This window comes from Aquibacillus rhizosphaerae, assembly GCF_030282825.1.
GTDB lineage: Bacteria > Bacillota > Bacilli > Bacillales > Amphibacillaceae > Aquibacillus_C > Aquibacillus_C rhizosphaerae.
In genome coordinates this window covers 135,329-158,999 of the sequence record NZ_JASTZU010000058.1, presented here as the reverse complement: position 1 = coordinate 158,999, position 23,671 = coordinate 135,329, and the positions used below count along the sequence as shown (strand labels likewise).

The following is a 23,671-nucleotide window of genomic DNA, read 5'->3' as shown; positions in this document are numbered from 1 at the left end:
CTGATTCTCCTGAATAAGATTCTTTTTAAAATACTCAAATACGAAATAATCGTCTTGATCTATCCACCTTAATTTATACTAACTGAGTTTTATGAATCTGCATCAATATTTAAAACACCTAAAAAGGATTATTTATTACACTCATATTCTTTTTTACCCAAATTTGTCTTTCATCTAGTTTTCTTCTTGGTCCTCCCTTTGGACTGAAGTTTCTGGATAACTGACACACTTAGTTCGGAAGTGAATGTATATTCGTATTAGGTATTTAAAGATTAATGTTTTTCATATGACTTCAGTTAATAGTGCAAATCTATGGTGGACTCAATTCCTTCAAGAAGACTCTGAGCAATTCAGAAAGCTTAACATCTACTTTCCTTTATTATTTCAGATAGTCCCGATATTCTACCTAGTTTTTCTTGCGCGCCGTTATTTTATTTAACGAAACTAACTAGGATGGTTGAGTCTCCTGTGATGTTAAATCACTAAGGAAGTTTAATGTTCCTTCCTTATATCTAGAGTATATCACGATTATAAAGTAAATAAAATGACTATTTTGTTAACGTTTTCATTTTTTTGAAAATATAATCGTTAATCTCATTGTGAAAGATATGGATGTAGTTAACTGTTATGTGACTAAACATTCGTGATTAAAAACCTAATAAGAGCGCTGTTACAAGGAACAGTGCTCTTATTATTTTACATTAAATTACTGAAGAATTTTGTTCTTTTTTTGGCCATTCACCAACAAATTCAATATCATTATATTCAAAGAAGTTTTTAAGAATTTCTTCTCGGTCATCTAGAAAAAGTTGATCAGCGATTGCTGATACAAGTTTTGGCACACCAAATCTCATACCAGATAAGGCAGAAGCTGAAATACCACAGCTGATTAACGCCGAATAATTAAATGCAAATAATCCATGAAGGTTTTGCTTACCTTTTTCAGTACGGCTCAGGAAAGCAAATCCAGGGCTAAGATAAGGATGCGCATCGAGTACAGAATTTGCAATCTCTTCGGGTGCTTTATAGACATCACCCCAACGTGCAATATCATTATTAACAAGCTTTAATTCTGGTCGTAATGCAGGATCAGTGAGTAGACCAGTACTGACGATTAGGAAATCAAAAGTGAATTTTCCCTTTGGTGTAGTAACTAATGCTCCTTGACCTGTAGGTTCCACATCATGCCATGGTGTACCTAAATGAAGTTGAAAACCAGGCCAGGAGGATGCTCGTTCAAATGTGTCATTAGTCGGTGGCTGATTGTGTTTGAAGAAATGAGCGATTGCTGCATATTTATCGGAATCCGACAGTGTGTGAAAGCGATCAATGATGCCGGAACCTTCCATTTGGCGAATTGGATTGATTCGCGGCATTTCTTTACGACGAACAAAGACATGTGCTTCAGCTACGCCACCTGAAAGTGCGAAATTAGCATTATCAAAAGCAGATGCTCCCCCGCCCAAGATAGCAATTTTTTTGCCTTTAAGTGCATCAAAATTAATAGGATTAGAAGTGTGGGCATAAAGGCTTTTTGGTAACTTTTTAGAAATCATTGGAGGTACATGCCATTCGCCACCACCTTGAATCCCAGTTGCTAGTATTACTTTACGCGCTAGTATTGTATCTGATGGAGCCCCAGGTCCGTCAATATGTAATCGGTGAATGCCTTTATTGATAGGGTCAATAAGCTTCAATTTCACTTCATTAATGATAGGCAAATCAAGAACTTCGCGATACCAACGTAGGTAATTCATCCAATCACCTCGAGGGATTTTATCGATCGCTTTCCAACTCTCTTGGCCAAATTGTGTTTCCCACCAAGAGCGGAAGGTAAGTGAAGGGATTCCAAGGTCAATGGAGGTTAATTGTTTTGGTGTCCGTAACGTTACCATACGGGCATACGTTTCCCACGGTCCTTCAAAGCCTTCTGGATTTTCATCAATGACGAGAATGTTTGAAACTCGTTCGCGTAAAAGTCCAAATGCTGTAGCTAATCCACTTTGGCCGCCGCCAACAATAACTGCATCATAGACATGCCCCTCGGTATGTGTAGTTGGACGGACCCAATCCACACCTCCAAAATCGAGATAAGAAAGATCTGTTTTTACTTGTTCATTTAACGTTTGTAAACTCATGACTTTCATTCCTTTCAAAGTTCTCTTTATGATGGAAGTTTTAAATGTTTACTAGTTTAATAATTTTATAAGGCTTAAAAAATGATTAAAATATGCTCATGTTGGTTATTGGAAATCTTAAAATAATAGCGCTTGTAAAGTTATATAACATGCAATGTTACTGTTACTGTATCATATCACTTTATTTAAAATTATCGTATGTATAAACTGTCTAAATTTTCATTTAATTGTTGTTCACTATCACTAGTAAGGTCTCGTTACTATTTTTCTAGTTTATGTTTAAGGGATGTAAATGAGTGGGTATTGCTTATTAACAGTGAGAAATAAGAAAGAAGGTGTAATCAATGATACGTACTATTTTAATGATTATAGGAGCAATTGTTGTAATTGGGTTTATCATCAATCTTCTGTAAGTTATATACAAATTATTAGATTTTCTGGGTGTAAGGGATTGGGTGGTGAAACCATGAAATACAATGGTATTTATCGAATGTCTGCAATTGTAATGATGACGGTTAAATTCCTCTTGCAAATTTATTTCTTTCATTTTTTTCATAGAGTTTGGGATTGGAAAACAAAAAAGAAATGGGAGAATCTTTTAGAAAAGCAAGCGAAACAATATCGAATGAAAGCAGTTGAATTAGGTGGATTATTAATAAAGTTCGGTCAATTTTTAAGTGTCCGCGGGGATTTGTTGCCAGAAGTATTTATAAAACAGTTGCAGGGATTGACAGATAGTGTAAAGCCTATTCCTTTTCATTATTCAAAGCGTATTCTTGAAGAAGAATGGGGAGGAAGTCTAGGGGATCATGTAAGTGAACTAGATGAAAACCCGATAGCCTCTGCTTCCATTGGTGAGGTGTACAGGGCAATTTTACCAAATGGTAAAAAGGTTGCGGTTAAGGTACAGCGATATCGAGTTGAAGAAGTTTTTAAAATGGACTTTCGAGCTCTTCGTCTCGTGTTTTGGTTGATTTCTAATTTCACAGTCTATGGAAAAAGGGCTAACCTCAGAGCGCTTTATCAAGAAATCGTATTTGTCATGGGCAAGGAACTTGATTTTGTAGAAGAACACAAGCGGGCAAAGTATTTCAAAAAGAGATTTGCAGCATTTGATAATGTACATGTGCCTATCTATTATGAAGATTTATCATCTTCTAGAGTGTTGGTGATGGAATGGATTGATGGAACAAAAGTGGATGACTTTGCTTTTATGCGCAACTATCAAATAGATAGAAAGAATGTAGCAAAAACATTATTTGATTTATACATTGATCAATTTATAAATCCGGGCTTGTTTCACGCTGATCCTCATGTTGGAAATATTATTTTAGGTAAGGACGGTTCGCTTTCAATCATTGATTTTGGGATGGTCGGAGAGATTAAAAAAGAAGATAGCAACCATTTAAGGAATATTGTTCAGGGATTTATTTTAGATGATTATGATCGTGTAATTAAGTCATTAATAGAAATGGAGTTTATTCTCAAGCATGCGGACACAGAAAAAATTGCAACGGTGCTGAGGAAGACTTTTCGGATTTACAAAGAAGATACAAGTCGCATGCATATTGAAATGATGAATCAAATCATGGAAGATATTCAGTTATTTGTAAAAGAACAGCCAATTCAACTCCCAGCTAATTATGCTTTTCTTGGTCGGGCAGTTTCAATAATCTTTGGTGTGTTGACCACCATTTATCCGGAAATAGATGTTGATGAATGGGGACGACCTATCGTGAAAAAATGGGCTTCAGGAGAAGGTGGAAAGGGTTCAATCTACACAGAGATACTAAAAGAATCTGCACAACCACTACTTTCTCTGCCACAGGAACTGGTGGGCTGGTTAAATGATGGGGAGAAAGATAGGGAATGGGAAAAAAATAAACAAAGGTACAAGTTCATGCATCACTTTTTTATATTCTATGCATCAATAAGTTTTATCCTGACTATTATGGGATTCACCGTTTTTACAGTTGGATTGTTACTTGACTTAGATCTCTTATTCAACATTGGTTCGGTTAGTAGTTTGTTTTTCCTTATTTTATTTTTAGTATTAATTCTTAAACATGTAAAGATGATTCGCTCGTTAAAATTCAACAGGAGGTTTTGGTAATGAGTGACTTATTGCAAAAGGGTTTTTTAATGGGACTAGGTGCTGCAATTAGCGGTAAAAAAAAGTTGAAGGACAAGCTTAACTACTTAGTTGAGAACGACCAATTAACGAAACAACAGGCTAAAGACATGTTCAGCGAATTTGCTGCACAAGGAGAAATTAAGGCGTCTGAGTGGAGTCAAAAGCAGGAAAAAGAGTGGAATAAAGTAATCGATGATTTAGGATTGGTATCAAAAGCAGAATTGAGAGAATTGGAATTTAGAATTCAAAAGTTGGAGGAAAAAATAACGGAAGAATAAAAGAGTAATTTGTAATAATTAGATAATAGACCTATACCTTAGACGCTAGCCTAATAGAAGGTTGGTGTCTTTTTAAGTGGAATAAATTTTTGTGGGAATGTTTGAAAATATAGGGTTAGGGTTAAGGAAAGAAATAGAAAGATTTATAGAGATAATTGAATGATTAATAACGAAGAAGGATTGTGTTTATATGAAGAATGCTCATGCTTTATCCTTGCCTTATTGTTGTTGAATAGTTGCGAAATCAGGCTTCTCCTAGTCTAGAGCAAGTTTTTGACTTACAAACAGTTATTATATCGTCCTTATTTTTGTTGTCGAGTAGTGGAACATTGCTACTAACAGAAAAAGGACTTGCTAAAAAACATTAATGATTATCATAGATTTGTTAATTACGTTTCTATTTGCTGCGACGAGGTGGATTCAATCAATTATGGACAATTAACTTGGAAGGGATATAGCTTGATTAACGAGCCATATCCTTTCCTTTTTGTTGTTACATCATGCAAAATAGAAAAACTCCGTTTCTAGTTTAGCTTCTATATCCAAACGACCGGGCTCAATTGTAGTGGATATTCCTCCTACTTCGGAATTGCTAACTGTCTGATAAGAGAATGTTGGAGTTTCATTTATTTGTTCGGAAATGGAAGCGGGAATTGGATCAAGATAGACATTCAAGAAATTAGAAATTGTTTGTGCTTTGGCTAGCGTGTCTTCCATAGCCATTTTTAATGCTTGACGATAATAATGGTCTTTATTTTTAACAGAAAACTTAATATTCATTACTCTATTTGCACCATTGCGAACAGCGGTATCCAAAATTGTACCTATTTGACTAAAGTTTTCGGTGATAACAGAGAGAAAATGGGTAACTTGATAGCCTTTAAATATTTGATTGTTTTCAGCGTAATCGTAGCGTGGGAAAATCGTATAATCAATCGTTTGAATATGTTCTTGTGATGTGCCTATTTTTAAAAGAGAGTCGATTACTTGATTGATTATTTGTGCACTTTCTTGTTGGGCACTTGTAAGTTCTTTGTTTTCTGAAACAACGCCTATATGAATTTCTGCTATATTTGGTTCAACTGACAATAAAGCCTTACCAGATAAGGTCATCTTCCTTTTTTGGATAGTATATGGTTTGTGAACTGGACCATAGTTCATTTTTAATTCCCCTTTTTTAATCAGTTTGTTTCTTTTATTTCATGATTGATTTACTTAATTTATGTCTTTTTTATTTTATAAATAAGATTCTGTTCTGTTATTCATTGTGGGAAAATATTACATATATGATAAGGTTAAAATGAGAAAATTATGTGAGGAGTATTTTTATGTTTAAAAATAATGTTGGTCAAATACGTGCAGGTTGGTTTATTGCCATAGCGTTTATAGCGATGATGATTGCGCAAGGTGTTTTTATGCTTCCGGGTTTTATCCTGTTTATTGTTAATGAAATGGCGAATAGTTCGGAATCGCTTAATTCAACAGCAGACTTGATGGTCTCGCTAAATTCTCAACCGTGGATTGCGTTATTAGCTCAAGGTGGAGGAACTGCTGGAGGATTGTTAATCACCATTTTGTTATGGCGTTATATGAATAAGATGTCACTTCGAGAGCTTGGGTTTAGAGGGTCACTTAAAGATTTAAGTTATGGTTTGTTTCTTGGTGCTGCCTCGATTACATCGATATTCTTTGTGTTGTTAATAACTGGGAATGTTACATTGATCAATACTTTTTCTAACCCTGAATTTTCAATGTTTACATTTTCGTTTCTTATCCTGTTTATCCTTGTAGGTTTCTTCGAGGAAGTTTTTTTTAGAGGATATATAATGTCAACAATGTCAAATACAGGAAACAAAAAATGGCTTATCTACATAGGATCAGCTTTGCTATTCAGTGTTGTGCACGGAACAAATCCAAATGTTAGTATTTTTGGGCTATTAAACATTTTATTAGTAGGTATTTTATTTGCGTATATGTTTGATGTTACCAACAGTCTATGGATGCCGATTGGTTATCATATTACTTGGAATTATTTCCAAGGAAATGTATTTGGTTTTGCTGTAAGTGGTACAACACCGCATGGTATTTATAATGTGGATGTATCTGAAGGCCATTTACTGTTAACTGGGGGTGCGTTTGGTTTAGAAGGCGGCTTGCTTGCAACGCTTTTAATTGTGATAGGGTTTATAGCGACATATTATTATGCGAGAATTCAAAAAGGAAGTACTCAAAGTCAGGAATCAGTAGCAAGTTAAAAGTTATAGTAAATGGCGAAATAGATTTTTAATGACAGGAGGAATGGAATATGACCATTAAAAAAGAAATCCTCCTTGTTGGGACAATGCACTTTGCACAACAGGGGAATTTAATTAAAGAAAAAGTATTAGAAATTTTAGAGGTAGTAAATTATTTAGATCGATGTAGGCCAACAAAAATTGCGGTAGAAGTAAATAAATCTGAGGCGAAGTCATTGAATGAAAGATTTAGAAAGGAAGATATCATTTTTAAAAACGACGAAGTGGAGCAAATTGGATTTCGGTTAGCGAAACAATTGAAGCATCCTTATATATACCCAATAAACTGGGAAGGTAGCCTTACTGAAAATAATATGTTGGACTTACATCAAGTTATTCAGAGTAATTATCCAGACATACAGAAAAAAATAAGCGATTTCACAGAAAAAGATGTCGGAATAAGTCACGATGTTAGATTGCTAGAAAGTTACCAACAACTGAATAATACCAAGATTTTGAAAGACTTAGAAGCGATGTATTTATCATTTGTTGTGGTGGAAGACAATTATGAGCCTATAGGAGCTTACTTTCTGACTAAGTGGATAGAAAGGGAAATGATGATTTTTAAACACATTGAGGAGATTTCTGAATTAGAAGAGGAACGTACCCTATTAATTGTCGGAAGTGATCACCTTTGGATGTTGAGAAAGTTATTGGAAGGAAATGGTTGGGGTGTTATAAATCCATTTGGTTAGCTAAAGGAGGATTTTTCCTTTTCTGACCAGTGTTTCTTCTGCAGGGTGTTTCGCTATGATGACAATAGTATTCTGTATCTAAACTACTAGGCGCATCCCTCCTATATATAGACCGACTCCGAAAACATACGTCACTTTTAAAGATTCAATCTTAGAATCTATATAAAATGGTAGCTAACCAATTTAACGTAAGAACCTCACTTGAAATAAAACGTTTACATACAACCCTTACCATATCGATAATCAAAACAGTAATATTACACTTATTTTACAAAAAAATGCTAAAAATAGTAATTTAGTATTACTTATTCGACATTATATGATAAAATAAGACTATAATGTTAATTAATAATACAATTCACTGAAACGGCAAACTCATCGAAAGGTGGGGACGCAAAGCTACAGACCTATGGTTTTTACCTACGGTGGCTGGGTTACCAAGGGATAACTAATCTTAAAAGGTTATTTCCAAAAGGGGAATAACCTTTTATTTTACTACACCTAAATTCTCGATGTGAGGGATTAATATGATATCTACTAAAGGTTCAGCACTATTATTTTTTATCATCATTTCGATTATTTACTTTGGTTGGGTTATTATATTCTATGATAATAATTGGATGAGGTCATTAGCTGCTACTGGAGCACCAATTCTTATAGGGACGCTTAGCTTATCTTGGTTGTTTAAAGCTTATCGTACCACAACTAATAATCAAAGATATTTTTGGCTATTATTAACTATTGGATTACTATTTTATATTATAAGTAATAGTCATTGGCTATACTTGCAGCTTACACAAGGTCAAATTGAATATTCAGCAGTTTCTTATGTATTGTGGTTAATATCCTACATAGTGTTTATTATTGCTTTAATTTATAAAATAAAAATCATACATACGACAATCTCAACAAGTACCTACATATTTAATATATTTGTATTTATGGCATTTGCCGCTTCGGTAAGTATTCACTTTCTAATTAATCCAGCTTTGGCTTATGCAGACTATTCTTTATTTACTACAATAACAACCATTGCTTACCCAATATTTGATTTAACGATTTTGTTTACCATTACAATCCTTTATTATCTTTCAAAACATAGTAAAGAGAAAAAAATAATGTTATTTATTATTGTAGGTTTTGTTACACATGTTGTAGCAGATTCTTGGTATGCTTATTTGGCTATTACGGATGGCTATCAACCTGGTAATTTAATTGACTTTATCTACATTGTTGGTTTAATGTTAATTGGTTTTGCAGGTTTACTTGCTCAAGAAAACGTGGTTGAACCAAAATGGCAGATTAAAGACTATTTCCAGGGTAGAGAGACATATTTTCCCTATCTATCAGTAATTATTTTGTTGATTTTAGTTATACAAAGCTATCAATGGGCACTAAATCCCCTAAGTATTGGTTTAAGTATTACTTTTTTTATGATAATTGGCAGGCAACTCTTCATAATGGAGAAAAATAAAAATCTAGCAAACCAATATAAATATTTAGCTTTTCATGATTCGCTAACGGGATTAAAAAACAGAAATAGTTTTAAAGAAGAGTTAAGTGAGATTATGGGACGAACTAAAGTGGAACATGGAAGTTTAGCGTTGATAATAATAGATTTGGATCGTTTTAAAAATATAAATGACACACTCGGGCATTTTGTTGGGGACTATATCTTAAAGGAAACATCAAAAAGATTGAGTGAATCTCTGCATGTTGATGAAAGAATTTATCGAATAAGTGGAGATGAGTTTGTCGTTGTTGTTCCAAATGCTAGTGAACAAGGTTGCGTTCGTACAGCTGAACTTATTTTAGCAGTGTTTCATAATCCATATATTATTCATAATCATGAAGTCTCTATTACTCCGAGTATGGGCATTAGCATTTATCCTAACAATGGAGATAACGGTGATACATTACTGAAAAATGCAGATGCAGCCATGTACGTTGCGAAAGAAAACGGGAAGAATAATTATCAGTTTTTTGATTCAGAACTAAATGAAATAACAGCTCGTAAGATGAAGTTAGATACAGAATTAAGAAGAGCTATTAAAAGAAATCAATTAACGCTTGTTTACCAACCTAAAGTTGAATTGTGTACAGGTAAAACGATAGGTATGGAAGCTTTACTGCGCTGGAATCATCCACAGTTAGGTTTTATTTCACCAGTTGAATTTATTCCTGTGGCGGAAGAGACAGCTCAAATTGTAAATATTGGAAAGTGGGTCCTTGAAACAGCTTGTAAACAAACAAAGATTTGGCATGATTCTGGTTTTCCTTATCTATGTGTGTCAGTGAATGTGTCTGTATTGCAATTCCGTCAGCATGATTTTGTTGATAAGGTTAAAACTGTCCTGGAAACAACTGGACTTAGTCCAGAGTTTCTAGAATTAGAGATTACGGAAAGTATTATGCAAAATGTTAATGAATCAAAGGTAGTTTTGCACAAATTAAGAGACTTAGGTGTAAAAACATCCATCGATGATTTCGGTACTGGTTATTCATCTTTGCATATTTTAAAAGAGCTTCCAATTGATACGATTAAAATAGACAAAACGTTTATAGATGATATTGATGAACATGCACATTCAGCAATGGTGAAAACGATTGTTGACCTAGGATTAAATTTAAATCTAAACGTTGTCGCAGAGGGTATAGAATATCAATACCAAGCTCACGCATTGGTGGGATACAAGTGTGGATATGGACAAGGATATTTATTTTCAAAGCCGGCTAATCCAGTGGAGTTTGAAAAATACCTAGCTAGTGATAATCGAAGTTTTTTTAAACACGTCAACTAAGCAGGTGTAAAATTAATTCGCCAGTGGACTCTATTTTTACTCACAAATGAACATGCACTATCGAAGGTTTAGGGCTAGTCATATTCCTCTATCTAGCCATATAATGCCATGCTATAATTAAATAAGATAATGTTCTTTTAGGGAAAGTTTGGCTATACCCCGTTGAAAGGGGGTGATGCCTTGTGAGCATGTTTGAAGGTTTTATGGTGTTTATTGGTTTTGGCACCTTTCTGATTGCTTTGCTCACGTTGATCGTTTCAATTATATCAAAGATCAACAAAAAATAGACCTCCCTGTTTACCCGCAAAGTGACTAGGAGAGATCTATTCGTAAAAGGTTAGCCAATCCATCTAGAGGAACCGCTTATCTAAAGATCACAGGTTAAACCTGTGATCTTTTTTTATAAATAAATTATACCATATATACGATACTTGAAAGGGTTAAACTTTTTGTGAAATAAAGCAAATAAAAAGAATGGGTAAAGTAAAAGATATAGCTAAAAGTCTAAGGGAGATAAATCTATGGAAATTATAACAGATAATCTATATCAACGTTTAGAAACAGAACTTGAAAATATAAACACATCTATATTTATTATTTCTCCTTACATAAAAGTACATGCTGTTGACCGATTATTAAAGATATTAAAAGCCAAAAAACTTGATTCAAAGCTAGTTACACGGACACCAAGTATTGATTTTATTACGGGTGCTAGTGATTTTGAAGCATTAACACAATTACATGAATCGGGTGTTCAGGTTAGAATGATTGATTCTTTGCATACAAATGTGTGTCTGTTTGATAATAAAAAGCTTTATATAGGTTCTGGTGGTTTAATGGATATTGGTAGTGATTATCCTAAAAACATGATAATCAGCCAAGATGTTGAAAAAGATGATGTTGAAACAATATATAAAGAATACTGGAACCACTCTGAGGTTAAAGAGTTTTCTAGCTACAAAACATTGGAAGTAGATATTTTAAGGGTGAAAGAGAAATATAATTCAGTTCAAAATCAGCTAAAAAATGCACAACTGGATTTAAGTATGCTTTTGGAAACATCACCTTTCGATTTGTTTTTAACTAATTTAAGACAAAAAAATATAATTGACACATATAATCAAGTTTGTGACTTTGTATTTAAGCTTAATAATAATCAACTAGTTTATCTAATGAAATCAAACGGTAATCAAAATGATGCATTTTGTTTTGAAATTTCACAAAAGGTTGCACGACTATTTAAAGAACAAAAAATAAGAGCGTTAATTCTAATCTTAAAGGAATCAGGAACATTTGTTTGTTTGCCATACTCTTTAGTAGCTAACAAAATTTTAAAAAGGTCCAATCAAGCAGGAAATGGCGACTGGAATTTTGAAATTATCTATAAACAAAAAGAAGTATTATTATCTATCAGGCAAAAGGAATTACCAATTGGACAATATGTGGGTGGAATCAATTTTCGCATTAAAGCCAAGAAAATATAAGAACTTAAAGGGGAAATGGAATTGTTTATTATAAAAAGTCTTAATTATAAGGATATTTTACAAATAAGAAATGTCGAAATACATACGGGTAAAGTGACAACACTTTTTGGAGAAAGTGGCAGTGGAAAATCAACGCTATTAAAATTACTTAACCGACTAATTAGCCCTGATCAAGGCACTCTTTTATATGAAAATAAGCCAATAGGAGAATTTGATCCTGTTTTACTAAGGAGAGAAGTTGTCATGCTATCTCAAGCTCCGGCAATTTTTGAGGGATCTGTTCGTGATAATTTATTAATTGGGTTAAAGTTCTCTGAAAAAGAATCTGTAACTGATAATAAGTTGTTGAAGATACTAAAAGAAATGAAATTAAAGAAAGGTTTAGATGATGAGGCAGATAAGTTGTCTGGTGGGGAAAAGCAACGAATTGCTTTAGCTAGAGTCCTGCTAATGGAGGCAAAAGCCTATCTTATCGATGAACCAACTTCTGCACTAGATGAAGACACTGAAAAAAGAGTGATGGATTACTTTATCGAACACTCCAAAGCAAAAAGTAAAACGATTGTCATGGTTACACACTCTAGAGAAATTGCGCAGCGCTATTCTGATCAGATTTTAGATATGAAAAACATTAATCAAAAGCGGAGTCTAAGTGTATGAATGACATGTTGGATATTACTTTTTGGCAGCTATTATCAGCATATGTCTTTATTGTTATTTTACTTGTCATTGTTCGGTGGAGAAAGATTCCTCGTGAAAAAGAAATTCTAATTGCATCCATCCGAATGACATTACAGTTAGTTTTGGTCGGTTATTTACTAACGTATGTATTTGAAAATGTTCATGTGGTTTATTCAATTGCCATTTTAGTAGTAATGGAAGTATTTGCAGTACACAATATTTTTAGTCGCAGTAAATTAGCCTTAAGTCGTGAATTGAAAAAAGTGATTGCTTTATCAATGGTTACGGGGACTCTTGTAACAATTATCTATTTCGACTTTATTGTTATCCACTTTTCACCTTGGTATGACCCGAGATATTTAATACCGATTGCTGGCATGATTATAGGTAATTCGATGACAGGGATTACGTTGGGAGTAAGTTCGCTAGTAGAAGGATTTAAATCAAACAAACATCTAGTAGAGTCGGCGCTTATGCTGGGGGCAACACCAAATGTAGCATCAAAAAAAATAGTTAATCATGCATTTGATTCTGCGATTTTACCTACGATTAATAGTATGGTAGGAATGGGAATTGTATTTTTGCCTGGAATGATGACGGGTGTTATTTTATCTGGTGCAAGTCCGCTTGATGCGATTAAATATCAAATTGCGATAATGTTAGGAGTAACAGGAAGTGTCTCGTTAACTGTCATTCTATTTTTATATTTTGGGTATAAAACATTTTTTAATAAGGAAGCTCAAATGAAAAATTAACTTAGCTCTTAGTTACGTTATAAGAGTGAACGACAACTAAGAATTTAGGATTTATTAACCTTTTATAATAGTGTAGATTCATATTCTTGACGAAAACCTTCTATAAGAGACCTGGTGAAATTATACGATGCTTGAAGATGCGCATTACCCGCGACAGGACGGAAAGACCCCGTGGAGATTTACTGTAGCCTGATATTGAATGGGTTTTGTTGTTGTATAGTAAGATTAAAATATTATATTTGCAAGGAAGATCGGTGACAACATAGGAGTAGTAATTAGTATCATTTTGAGAAGTAATATGTTAAAAGTATGCTATTTTCTATGTTAATTATGTTGCATATAAAGGATAGTTATAATTTTATGTTAAAATAAATGTAGTGTATGTAATGGGTGGTTCTGTATTGCTATTTTCCTGTGTAGTACATCTAAACTATATAATTTAAATGACGCTTTTAAGAAACATATATTTTTTCTAACTTTTTGTCAGCTTTTAAATATCTATTAATTATCATATAATGATAGATATGTAATTCTATAAACAATACTATGATAGCGTTATAATTAAGACAGAAAAGGTGTATAACCGCCTATTTCTTTTCTGCAAATTTTAGGGGGAAAGGTTGTTTGAAATGAGCGAGAAAGAAACTAAAACAGACGTCATTTTAATTGGCGCTGGAATTATGAGTGCGACTTTGGGGACGCTCTTGAAAGAATTATCATCGGAATTAAAAATTACAGTTTTTGAGAAGCTCCCGAAAGCGGGCGAGGAAAGTTCTAACGAATGGAATAATGCTGGAACGGGGCATGCAGCGTTGTGTGAGCTTAACTATACAGTCGAAAAACCTGATGGATCGATAGATATTAGTAAAGCAATAAAAATTAATGAACAGTTTCAGGATTCGATGCAGTTTTGGTCTTATCTTGTAAACCGTAAGCTGGTAGATAATCCACAGGACTTTATTATGCCATTGCCGCACATGAGTTTAGTACAAGGAGAACAAAATGTGAATTTCTTGAAAAAACGTTTTCAAGCGTTGTCAAATAATCCTCTTTTTCACGGGATGAGTTTTTCTGATAATCCGGAAAAACTGAAAGAATGGATTCCGCTAATTATGCAAGACCGTGAACCAAATGAACCTATAGCGGCAACGAAAATTGATTCTGGTACGGACGTTAACTTTGGTGCATTAACACGGAAGTTATTTGACCACTTGGAAAGTGAAGAAGTAGATATAAACTATAATCATAGTGTGCAGGGGATTAAACGTACTAGCGATGGGTTTTGGGAAGTGAAAGTTAATAACATGGATAGCGGTACTGTCGAACGCCATATTGCGAAATTTGTCTTTGTTGGAGGTGGGGGCGGAAGTCTGCATTTACTTCAAAAATCTGGAATACCAGAAGGCAAACGAATTGGTGGCTTTCCGGTAAGTGGAATATTTATGGCTTGTAATAATCCGGATGTTATCGCGCAACATCATGCGAAAGTGTACGGAAAAGCTAAGGTTGGTGCTCCGCCAATGTCCGTGCCTCATCTGGATACGAGATTTATTAATAATGAAAAATCGATGTTATTTGGACCGTTTGCTGGGTTTTCGCCAAAATTTTTAAAAACTGGTTCGATGTTTGACTTAATAACTTCTGTAAAACCGAATAATCTAGTAACTATGTTGGCGGCTGGTGTGAAAAACATTCCTTTAACTAAATACTTGATTCAACAAGTTATGTTATCAAAAAAACAGCGCATGGATGAGTTACGTGAGTTTGTCCCGAATGCCAAGGATGAGGATTGGGATTTAGTAGTAGCGGGTCAACGTGTACAAGTGATCAAAGATACAGAAGATGGCGGTAAAGGAACACTTCAGCTCGGTACAGAAGTAATTACTGCCGAGGATGGTTCCATTGCAGCATTATTAGGCGCTTCTCCAGGCGCTTCTACTGCAGTTCGCGTAATGCTTGAGGTAATCGAAAAGTGCTTCCCGGAACATATGAACGAATGGGAACCAAAAATTAAAGAGATGATTCCTTCTTATGGTGTGTCATTAGTGGAAAACCCTGAACTCTTGAGTGAAATTCATACTTCGACAGCGCAGACGCTTGGTTTAAGTAAGATAGAGCGTGTTTATAGTTAATTCTCGCTTGTAAAAATAAATGGAAAAACGTTAATCTTACTCAAGAGTAACGTTTTTTTTCGAAGTAATTTTGTATATGTTGTTTGGTGCATAGAAACAATGAAGATGAGGATCTCTTTTATTTAAACTTGGCTACCTAAGCTATACAACTTTGGTAGATGTCGTATTTTTCTGAATTACACAATTATTAGACGAAAAGAATGTGGTTTGTTAACATTAGAAAGTATGTTACTAACAATAGTATTGTGAAATAATAAACATACATAATAGGTATAGAAAGAATAGTTGATGACAATAAGATAAAAATTATACTTAAACTGTGATAGTATATTCTTTCTGATTTTAAAATAGACAGTAAAGTTGAATGTTTTTTTAAAAGTAGAGATTTAAGAGGAAGGATGGATGGACTTGAATATGAATAAACCCAAAATAGTTGTGCTTGGTGCGGGGTATGCAGGGATGATGACTACTAAGCGATTGACACAAAAGCTTAAACCTGAGGAAGCGGATATTGTCTTAGTTAATAAACATAACTACCATTATCAGACAACATGGCTCCATGAAGTTGCTGCTGGAACTATTGACCAAAATCGTTCAAGAATTATGATTAGTGATGTTATTAATCGCAAAAGAGTCAACTTGGTTCAAGACACTGTTGTAGAGATTAAAAAGGGTGACAAGCGAGTTGTATTGGAGAATGGTGAAATAGAGTATGATTATTTAGTGATTGGGCTTGGATTTGAAAAAGCAACTTTCGGCATTCCTGGTATGGAAGAAAACGCTTTTTCAATTCAAAGTGTAGATAAGAGTCGAATTATTCGTGAGCATATGGAGTACCAGTTCGCACGCTATAATAATGAAAATGCTGACAAAGATCATTTATTAACCTTCATTGTAGGTGGAGGTGGATTTACCGGAATTGAGTTTATCGGTGAATTGGCTGAACGTTTACCAGAGCTTTGTAAAAGATTTGATATTGATAAAAATAAGGTGAGAATTATTAATATAGAAGCTGCACCAACTATTTTACCTGGATTTAATAAGGAGCTAATTGACTATGCGGTCCACTCACTTGAGTCAAGAGGTGTCGAATTTAAAGTGGGTACAATGATTAAAGAATGCAAAGAAGATGGCGTGATAGTTGGAGAAGGAGAAGAAATAAAGGCGGGAACAATCGTGTGGACTGGTGGTGTTCAAGCTAACTCTATTATTGGTAAATCAGGCTTTGAACTTACCAAAGGAAAAGTTAATGTTGATAGCGATCTTCGTGCACCTGGTTATCATGATGTGTTTATTCTTGGTGATTGTGCCTGGGTTATGGATGAAGAATCTGGTCGCCCTTATCCACCAACAGCTCAAATCGCAATGCAAGAAGCAGATACTTGTGCAAATAATATTACAGCGTTACTTCGGGGTAGCAAGTTAGAGCGCTTTAGATTTGATAATAAAGGAACCGTTGCGTCTCTTGGCGGTAAACATGCAATGGGAACGGTTTTTGATGGTAAGAAACTCTTTGGTGTATCTGCAAAAGCAATGAAGAATGTTATTGATAACCGTTATCTATTTTTACTTGGTGGGCCAAAATTAGTGTTAAGGAAAGGTAAATTCCGGCCATTTTAATTGAGGTCAAAAATATAGTAAATCCGCATGCTACCATTAGAGGAGGGATTATTGGTAATGAAGAATACACTTCTTTTCACATTACTAACATTAGTATTAACAGTCGTCTATGTTATATTTTCACGAAATATGGAAAATAACAGAGACTTTCGGTAAACAAACCTAAGAATGATAAAAAACAGCCTATGTCCAAATTTGGATATAGGCTGTTTTACATTCGGCGTTAGACTTTTTGATTTAATCCAGTGGGGTATTGTAGTTTCGCTTTACGAGCTAACTTTTTTGTGCTTACTTGCGTATCGCCATCCATCTTAGGTTCAATAATGAAAAAAGACGAGATAAAACAGACTAACGCACATAATCCTATTACCACAAAGAAAACGGATGGATAAAATAGGTTTAAAGTAGCTAAGAAACAGACAGATCCTATATTTCCGTACGCGCCTACCATACCAGCAATTTGACCTGTTCTACTTCTTTTAATAAAAGAGACCATCGAAAAAACAGAGCCTGAGGCAGCTTGACCAATCATAGAACATCCCATAGTTAATACTACTGCAAGTGCTATCGGCCAACTCCCAGATAGGGTAGACATAGCGAAATAGAGAATGGACAAAAGGAAAAGTAAAGTCATCAGTGTTTTTCTTCGTCCGAATTTATCACTTAACCATCCACCGGCCGGACGTGCTACTAAATTAGTGAACGCAAAGCTGCTAGCAATAACCCCAGCACCAACAGCGCTTAGTGTAAATGTATCTTGGAAAAACATAGGAAGCATAGAAATTACTGCTAATTCTGCTCCAAATGTTGAGAAATAAGCAAAACTCAATATACTTACCTGTTTCATCGAGTATATTTCTGATTTTGGAATGTTTGTTTTTAAATATTCTCGATTCCTTTTCCAAAGTTTCATCATATTTCTGATATAAAGAGTAGCTAATATACCGTATATAACGATTGCGATATTTACGTTAAGAACTGCAGTGTTTTGTAAAGACCAAACCAACACGCCTAATCCACCGTATATGGGTAGGGAAGTTAGCATTAAAAGTATTAAATCTGAAAAGCTTGTTGCTTCCATTCCGTTTGAAGATTTAGATCTCTCAAACTTCTTCCATGACGGAGTATCTTGTGCTTTTTTATAGTAGATAAATCCATAAACGAGTGCAATGAGGCCAGTAAGTGCAATCGCATATCTCCAACCGTTTTCTCCACCAAAGGCTAAGGCGACAGTTGGCAATGTGAAAGCTGCTAATGCTGAGCCGAAGTTTCCCCATCCTGCATATATACCTTGAGCAAACCCCGTGTGCTTTTGAGGAAACCATTCGGAGATCATCCTAATTCCGACTACAAAGCTAGCTCCTATCGTACCGAGAATTAAACGTGAAATCAGCAACTGCCAATAGGTAGTTCCGATAGCAAAAACAAAACAAGGTATGCTCATGACAATCAGTAAAACCGAAAAGACTTTTCTAGGACCGTATTGATCTACGAGCCTTCCCATAAAAATTCTACCGGGTATAGCTAGAGCGAGGTTAACAACCATTAACACACCAATCTCATCTTTCGTTAATCCTAACTGTTCCATAATAGTTGAATTGAATGGTGCCATGTTAAACCATACCATTACACTAACAAAGAACCCTAATGTAGAAAGTAATAGTATTTGTTTATTTCCTTCATATGTTTCTGTATGATTCACGAACAAATCCCCCTGTAATATTTCATATCTGCTTTTTTACGAATAGTTGCAAAGAGAAAATACTAGTATCTAATTTGAAATACCCGTAAAGCAACTAAACATTAATTTTGTATCAATATCGAATTTTGCGAAATCTATTGTCAAAACGTTCCATATACCGTATTACTAAAGTTAAGATGTAACCGCGCTAACTTTAACTGCACTAACTTTGAATCCAGGCATCTTGCAATGTGGATCAAGTTCATTTGAAACTAATCGGTTAACATTTTGTGTCTCAGTCCAATGAAAAGGAACGAATACTGTATCTTTTCTAATAGTATTTGACCATACACATCTAACGATAATGACCCCTTGCTGGGATTCAATTTGAACAAGTTCATTTTCTTTTAGTCCGTATGTTTTTCCTGTGTCCGGATGAATTTCCATAAATGCTTCAATATTTCTCGCCGCAAGGGAAGGGCTTTTTCTTGTTTGTTCCCCGGTTAAATAATGAGACATGACACGACCAGTTGTAAGTAACAATGGAAACTTTTCACTCTGAATTGGTTTTGGTATATCAGACTTGTTTGATGTTGCGAACATTTTTGCTTTTCCGTCATCATGAGCAAATGATTCTTCAAATAATCGCTCAGTACCTTTATCAGTAGTGTCTGGACAAGGCCACAAAATGCCTTGTTCTTTACGTAAACGGTCATAAGTAATTCCGTAATAGTCAGCTCTACCGCCGCGACTAGCAAGTCTAAGCTCTTCAAATATCTCTTCAGCTGAGGTATAAGTGAAATATTGTTCTTTACCTAATACGCTTGCAATATCACAAATGATTTTCCAATCATTTCTGACTTCTCCAGGCATTGGATAACTTGCTTCTCTTAACATAACTCTACCTTCTACGTTGGTCATCGTTCCTTCATCTTCCAAATAAGAGGAGGCGGGTAGAACGATATCGGCAAGCTTGGCGGTTTCAGACATAAACATGTCAACAACAACCAAAGACTTTAATTTTTTTAATGCTGCTTTTACAAAATTGGCATTAGGATTTGAGACGACGGGATTGGAACACATAATGAACATTCCAGTAATCTCATTTTCATCTATCTTCTCAAACATTTCATATGCAGAAACTCCCTTTCTGGGTAAATCTTTTTCCTCTATACCCCAAACGTCTGCTATATAAGAACGGTGTTCTGGGTTTTCAATCGAACGGTATCCTGGAAGTTGATCTGATTTTTGACCATGTTCTCTTGCGCCTTGACCGTTCCCTTGTCCAGTAACAGCTCCGTACCCGGAATAAGGTTTGCCAATTTTTCCGGTCGCTAAAAGAATATTTAAGAAACAACGAACAGCGTTAGTTCCGTCCAATTGCTGTTCAATTCCTCTAGCGGTAAATATCATTCCTGATTCTTCTTGACCAAATGCACTGGCAGCTTGACTAATTTGGTCTTCAGATACTCCAGTTAATTCCGCAATTTCTTTTAATTCTAGGGAGGATACAAGATCTTTAACCTCTTCAAAACCTGTTGTTCTCGTGTTAATAAATCCTTCATCTAATAGATTTTTTTCAATAATTATTTTTAGTAATCCATTTGCTAAAGCAACATCTGAACCTGGTTTGTTTTTCAAATGTAAATCTGCTATTTTCGTAGTTGCTGTCTCGCGAGGGTCAATGGCAATGATATAGGCGCCATTTTCTTTAGCTTTTTCAAAATAAGGCATTATCGTTGGTTGGCACTCTGCAATATTAGTTCCAGCCAAAATGATACAACGTGTGTGTGGAATTTCATGTACTGTATTTGTGAAGCCACGATCAATCCCAAATGTTTGATTAGCACCAGTTGCTGCCGCCCCCATGCATAATCTACCGTTGTAATCAATATGTTTTGTCTGTAAACCAACGCGGGCGAACTTACCTAATAGGTATGCTTCTTCATTCGTAATCGATGCACTACCATATACAGAGACAGCATCTAAGCCATCTGTTTTCTGTATGTCTGTGAAACTCTTACGAATTTTTTCTAACGCTTCACTCCAAGATACAGGAACAAATTGATCATTTATTTTAACAAGAGGTTGTTTGATTCTATCCTGATGCAAGGCATGTTGATGGGCATTCATACCTTTGATGCAAAGGCGTCCCTCGGAGGTGGGATTATCTTTTCCGATTGTTTTATAACTTTTTCGAGATACAACAGTTTGTTCGATTAATTGCATTTTGCATTGCATGCTGCAATAGGGACACTGTGTGTCATAAACCTTTTCTTTTTGGACTTTTTGTTGTTTATCACGAAAGTACTTTAACATTAGTTCAGTCAAGATGCTCATCCTTTTTATATAAATTCTGAAATTTCAAAAGGCTATTCAATAGACTTTTTCTACACTCAGTAGTAACAAAAGTTAGATTATTCAGTTTTTAACTAATAGACGTTTTCTTTGTGCTTGATCAGTTTCAAGTCTATTAATCAAGTATTGAAGTATTTCGCGGTCAAAAAGCACTTCCCTGATGTGAACTAAACTTACTCGGTCAATCCATTGCCAAGGTTGCTCTAAGTAATTAGCTGATTCCCGGTAATATTGAATAAATCCAATTATTAACTGAAGAGCCTTTTCCTTTGTTTTTGCCACGTAAAATAATTCTCCGGATCGAACGTTTCGTCCAATGCTTCCGCCAATATAAATTTCCCAACCTCGGCTCATCTTGATAGCTGCTATGTCTTTGGTTGTTAACCTTGCGCCGTTATGTGTACAAGCAGATACAGCAATGCGAATACGATAGGGTGTTCTGATGAATTCAGTTGTTTTTTCTAACCCTGTTACCATATCAGAAGCGGGTTGTTTATCGCAGTCACATAAGTAATTTCCATTACTCGTATTGATACTTTGAACTGTATTCACTGTTGCTGAGTGAAGTTGCATATCCAATTCAGACCAGACTAACGATAAATCGTCTTTACTAATGCCTTTTATATGAATTCGCTGATCGCTTGTTAACGCGAGAGAAGATAACCCGAATTTATCTGCGACATTGGCTATTTTTCTTAATTGATCTGTTTGAACCATTCCCCCGTATAATTGAGGAATAATCGAATAACTTCCATCTTTTTGTTCGATTGCATTCATTCTTTCATTAACATATAGAGATTCTTGATTTTGCTCATATTCAGGGTCAATCATCCCTAAATAGTAATTAAGTGCAGGGCGACATGTAGTACATCCATGTTCTGTTCCCCAATTAAGTGAATACGTTATTTCGTTTATTGTTGTGAGATTTTGAGTCTGTATTTCTGAAACTACCTCATCTTCGGTTAATGTAGTGCAAGAACAAAAACTTTTTCGTTCGCTAGTTTCATTGAAATGGTCGCTTTTTATATAGTCTAATAGTTCGCAAACTGCGGGCTTACAACCGCCGCAAGAACTAGATGCTTTTGTATGGGCTTTAACTTCTTCGGATTGTGAGAGATTGTTTTCCAAAACGGTATCAATGATCGTGCCTTTTGATACGCTATTGCAGGTGCAAATGAACTCCTTCTTAGGCAACGTCGCCACAAAGGATTCACTAATGTCAGTAGATTTTAATAAATTTGTTTTTTCTTGATCGGGGACAAATTTCTTTTTGCCTATTACATCTAAAAGCTTTGTGCTTTCCTTTGTGTCGCCAAATAAAACGGCACCGACTGCTTTGTCATCACGAAAGCAAATTTTTTTATAAATTGAAGTAACTTCATCATGGAAGCAAATTGATTTTGTATTTTCATCCGTAGTAAATTGACCGACGGAAAAAACATCAACTCCCGAAATCTTTAGTTTAGTAGAAAGGACAGAACCCTTATATCCTCCAGTGCTTTTTTTACATAAGTGTTGAGCTAAAATTTCACCTTGGTCATATAACGGTTTAACTAAACCATAAACCATGCCATTATGTTCCGCGCATTCTCCAACCGCGTAAATATCAGGTGAGTTTGTTTTTAAGTGATCATCGACTATAATACCTCGGTTCGTTTCGATGCCTGATGATTTAGCTAATGAAACATTTGGTTTTACTCCTACTGACATTACTACTAAGTCAGTCTCAACTATTGATCCGTCTTTAAAGCGGATGGAATCCACACGATTTGCGCCAAGGATTTCATCAGTTTCTTTCTTTAGTAAAAAATTCATACCTTGCTCTTCAAGTTCGAGTTGCAACATTTTTGCAGCAGTTTTATCAAGTTGTCTATCCATTAAACTGTCGGAGAGGTGGACAACATCTACTTTCATGCCTAGGTTTAGTAGACCTCTAGCAGCTTCTAGACCAAGTAATCCGCCACCAATGACGACTGCTTTCTTATATTGTTTAGCAGTATCCATCATTTTGTGACAGTCCTCAATCGTACGAAAAGAGATGACACCTTCTTTATTTGCTCCGGGCAGTGGTAGAATGAATGGGTTAGAACCAGTTGCGAGAATTAGTTTATCGTAGGCTACCTCTCTATTTTTATCAGACTTTATTGTTTTATTTTTTTTATCAATTTCAATTACAGTCTCACCAGTAAAGAGTTGAATGTTGTTTTTTTCATACCATTCAGGATGGTTTAGTGTAATGTCATTAAGTAAGGTGTTTCCTTGAAGTACGGAAGAAAGCATAATTCGGTTGTAATTACCATGAGGTTCACTACCGAAAATAGTTATCTCATAAAGTGAATTGTCTTCTTTTAAAATATTTTCTATGCATCGTAAACCGGCCATGCCGTTTCCAATTAAAACTAGTTTTTGTTTTCTCATGCTATTAATATCCCCCTAGCAAGTTGATAAACCATATCCTTAATGGACCTCTAATAATGGTAACATGATAAATTAGTTTTCGTCTCAAAGTATGTAAGGAAATATAACATAGTTTTTTGGTTAATTACATTCTTAGTGCAATGCAGGCACATTACCGGACGGGGGAGGATAAAGTGTTGATTGAGGTTCAGGTTTTCGGATT

The 23,671-nt window shown here is 35.0% G+C and carries 16 protein-coding genes and 1 riboswitch; of the genes, 11 read left to right on the top strand and 5 right to left on the bottom strand.

Going from position 1 to position 23,671, the window contains the following annotated elements; translation table 11 throughout:
* Positions 1 to 701 precede the first annotated feature (701 nt).
* Entirely contained in the window at positions 702 to 2,138 is a 1,437-nt protein-coding gene (locus QQS35_RS17805; RefSeq protein WP_285933578.1) for an FAD/NAD(P)-binding protein, read from the bottom strand.
* 466 nt (positions 2,139 to 2,604) lie between these two features.
* On the opposite strand from QQS35_RS17805, the gene QQS35_RS17800 reads away from it, so the two are divergent.
* The gene (locus QQS35_RS17800) at positions 2,605 to 4,251 is read left to right on the top strand and encodes an ABC1 kinase family protein (RefSeq protein ID WP_285933577.1); all 1,647 of its coding nucleotides are present in this window, start codon (positions 2,605 to 2,607) and stop codon (positions 4,249 to 4,251) included.
* Positions 4,251 to 4,550, top strand: a complete 300-nt coding sequence (locus tag QQS35_RS17795; RefSeq protein WP_285933576.1) for a phasin family protein — start codon at positions 4,251 to 4,253, stop codon at positions 4,548 to 4,550. Before QQS35_RS17800 ends, QQS35_RS17795 begins: the two co-directional genes overlap by 1 nt.
* A 498-nt stretch (positions 4,551 to 5,048) precedes the next feature.
* Here the strand turns inward: QQS35_RS17795 and QQS35_RS17790 are convergent, their stop codons facing one another.
* Entirely contained in the window at positions 5,049 to 5,711 is a 663-nt protein-coding gene (locus tag QQS35_RS17790) for an SIMPL domain-containing protein (protein WP_285933575.1), read from the bottom strand.
* A gap of 167 nt (positions 5,712 to 5,878) precedes the next feature.
* Here QQS35_RS17790 and QQS35_RS17785 point away from each other — a divergent pair, with 167 nt between their 5' ends.
* From QQS35_RS17785 to QQS35_RS17750, 9 genes are all read left to right on the top strand, one after another.
* Entirely contained in the window at positions 5,879 to 6,805 is a 927-nt protein-coding gene (locus tag QQS35_RS17785; RefSeq protein ID WP_285933574.1) for a CPBP family intramembrane glutamic endopeptidase, read from the top strand.
* Positions 6,806 to 6,855: 50 nt separating this feature from the next.
* The gene (locus QQS35_RS17780; RefSeq protein WP_285933573.1) at positions 6,856 to 7,539 is read left to right on the top strand and encodes a DUF5694 domain-containing protein; all 684 of its coding nucleotides are present in this window, start codon (positions 6,856 to 6,858) and stop codon (positions 7,537 to 7,539) included.
* 358 nt (positions 7,540 to 7,897) lie between these two features.
* Positions 7,898 to 7,981: riboswitch (cyclic di-GMP riboswitch) on the top strand.
* An 85-nt stretch (positions 7,982 to 8,066) separates the two neighbouring features.
* Entirely contained in the window at positions 8,067 to 10,340 is a 2,274-nt protein-coding gene (locus tag QQS35_RS17775; RefSeq protein WP_285933572.1) for a putative bifunctional diguanylate cyclase/phosphodiesterase, read from the top strand.
* Between the two features lie 188 nt (positions 10,341 to 10,528).
* Positions 10,529 to 10,627, top strand: coding sequence for a putative holin-like toxin (locus QQS35_RS22960; protein WP_407933990.1), 99 nt, complete (start codon positions 10,529 to 10,531; stop codon positions 10,625 to 10,627).
* Positions 10,628 to 10,861: 234 nt separating this feature from the next.
* On the top strand, positions 10,862 to 11,824 hold the full coding sequence (locus QQS35_RS17770) for a phospholipase D-like domain-containing protein (protein WP_285933571.1): 963 nt from the start codon (positions 10,862 to 10,864) through the stop codon (positions 11,822 to 11,824).
* A gap of 21 nt (positions 11,825 to 11,845) precedes the next feature.
* The gene (locus QQS35_RS17765) at positions 11,846 to 12,484 is read left to right on the top strand and encodes an ABC transporter ATP-binding protein (RefSeq protein WP_285933570.1); all 639 of its coding nucleotides are present in this window, start codon (positions 11,846 to 11,848) and stop codon (positions 12,482 to 12,484) included.
* Entirely contained in the window at positions 12,481 to 13,260 is a 780-nt protein-coding gene (locus tag QQS35_RS17760) for an ABC transporter permease (RefSeq protein ID WP_285933569.1), read from the top strand. The genes QQS35_RS17765 and QQS35_RS17760 overlap by 4 nt, the downstream gene beginning before the upstream one ends.
* A 629-nt stretch (positions 13,261 to 13,889) precedes the next feature.
* Entirely contained in the window at positions 13,890 to 15,392 is a 1,503-nt protein-coding gene (gene mqo, locus QQS35_RS17755; RefSeq protein ID WP_285933808.1) for a malate dehydrogenase (quinone), read from the top strand.
* A gap of 414 nt (positions 15,393 to 15,806) precedes the next feature.
* A complete protein-coding gene (locus tag QQS35_RS17750; RefSeq protein WP_285933807.1) occupies positions 15,807 to 17,012 on the top strand; it encodes an NAD(P)/FAD-dependent oxidoreductase in 1,206 nt (401 codons plus the stop codon).
* 223 nt (positions 17,013 to 17,235) lie between these two features.
* Here the strand turns inward: QQS35_RS17750 and QQS35_RS17745 are convergent, their stop codons facing one another.
* The 3 genes from QQS35_RS17745 to nirB form a co-directional block, all read right to left on the bottom strand.
* A complete protein-coding gene (locus QQS35_RS17745) occupies positions 17,236 to 18,714 on the bottom strand; it encodes a NarK family nitrate/nitrite MFS transporter (RefSeq protein ID WP_285933568.1) in 1,479 nt (492 codons plus the stop codon).
* A 171-nt stretch (positions 18,715 to 18,885) separates the two neighbouring features.
* Positions 18,886 to 21,024: an assimilatory nitrate reductase catalytic subunit NasC gene (gene nasC, locus QQS35_RS17740; RefSeq protein ID WP_285933567.1), complete on the bottom strand. Its 2,139-nt coding sequence runs from the start codon at positions 21,022 to 21,024 to the stop codon at positions 18,886 to 18,888.
* 90 nt (positions 21,025 to 21,114) lie between these two features.
* Complete coding sequence (gene nirB, locus QQS35_RS17735) at positions 21,115 to 23,469, bottom strand: nitrite reductase large subunit NirB (RefSeq protein WP_285933566.1); 2,355 nt, start codon at positions 23,467 to 23,469, stop codon at positions 21,115 to 21,117.
* Positions 23,470 to 23,671: the final 202 nt, after the last annotated feature.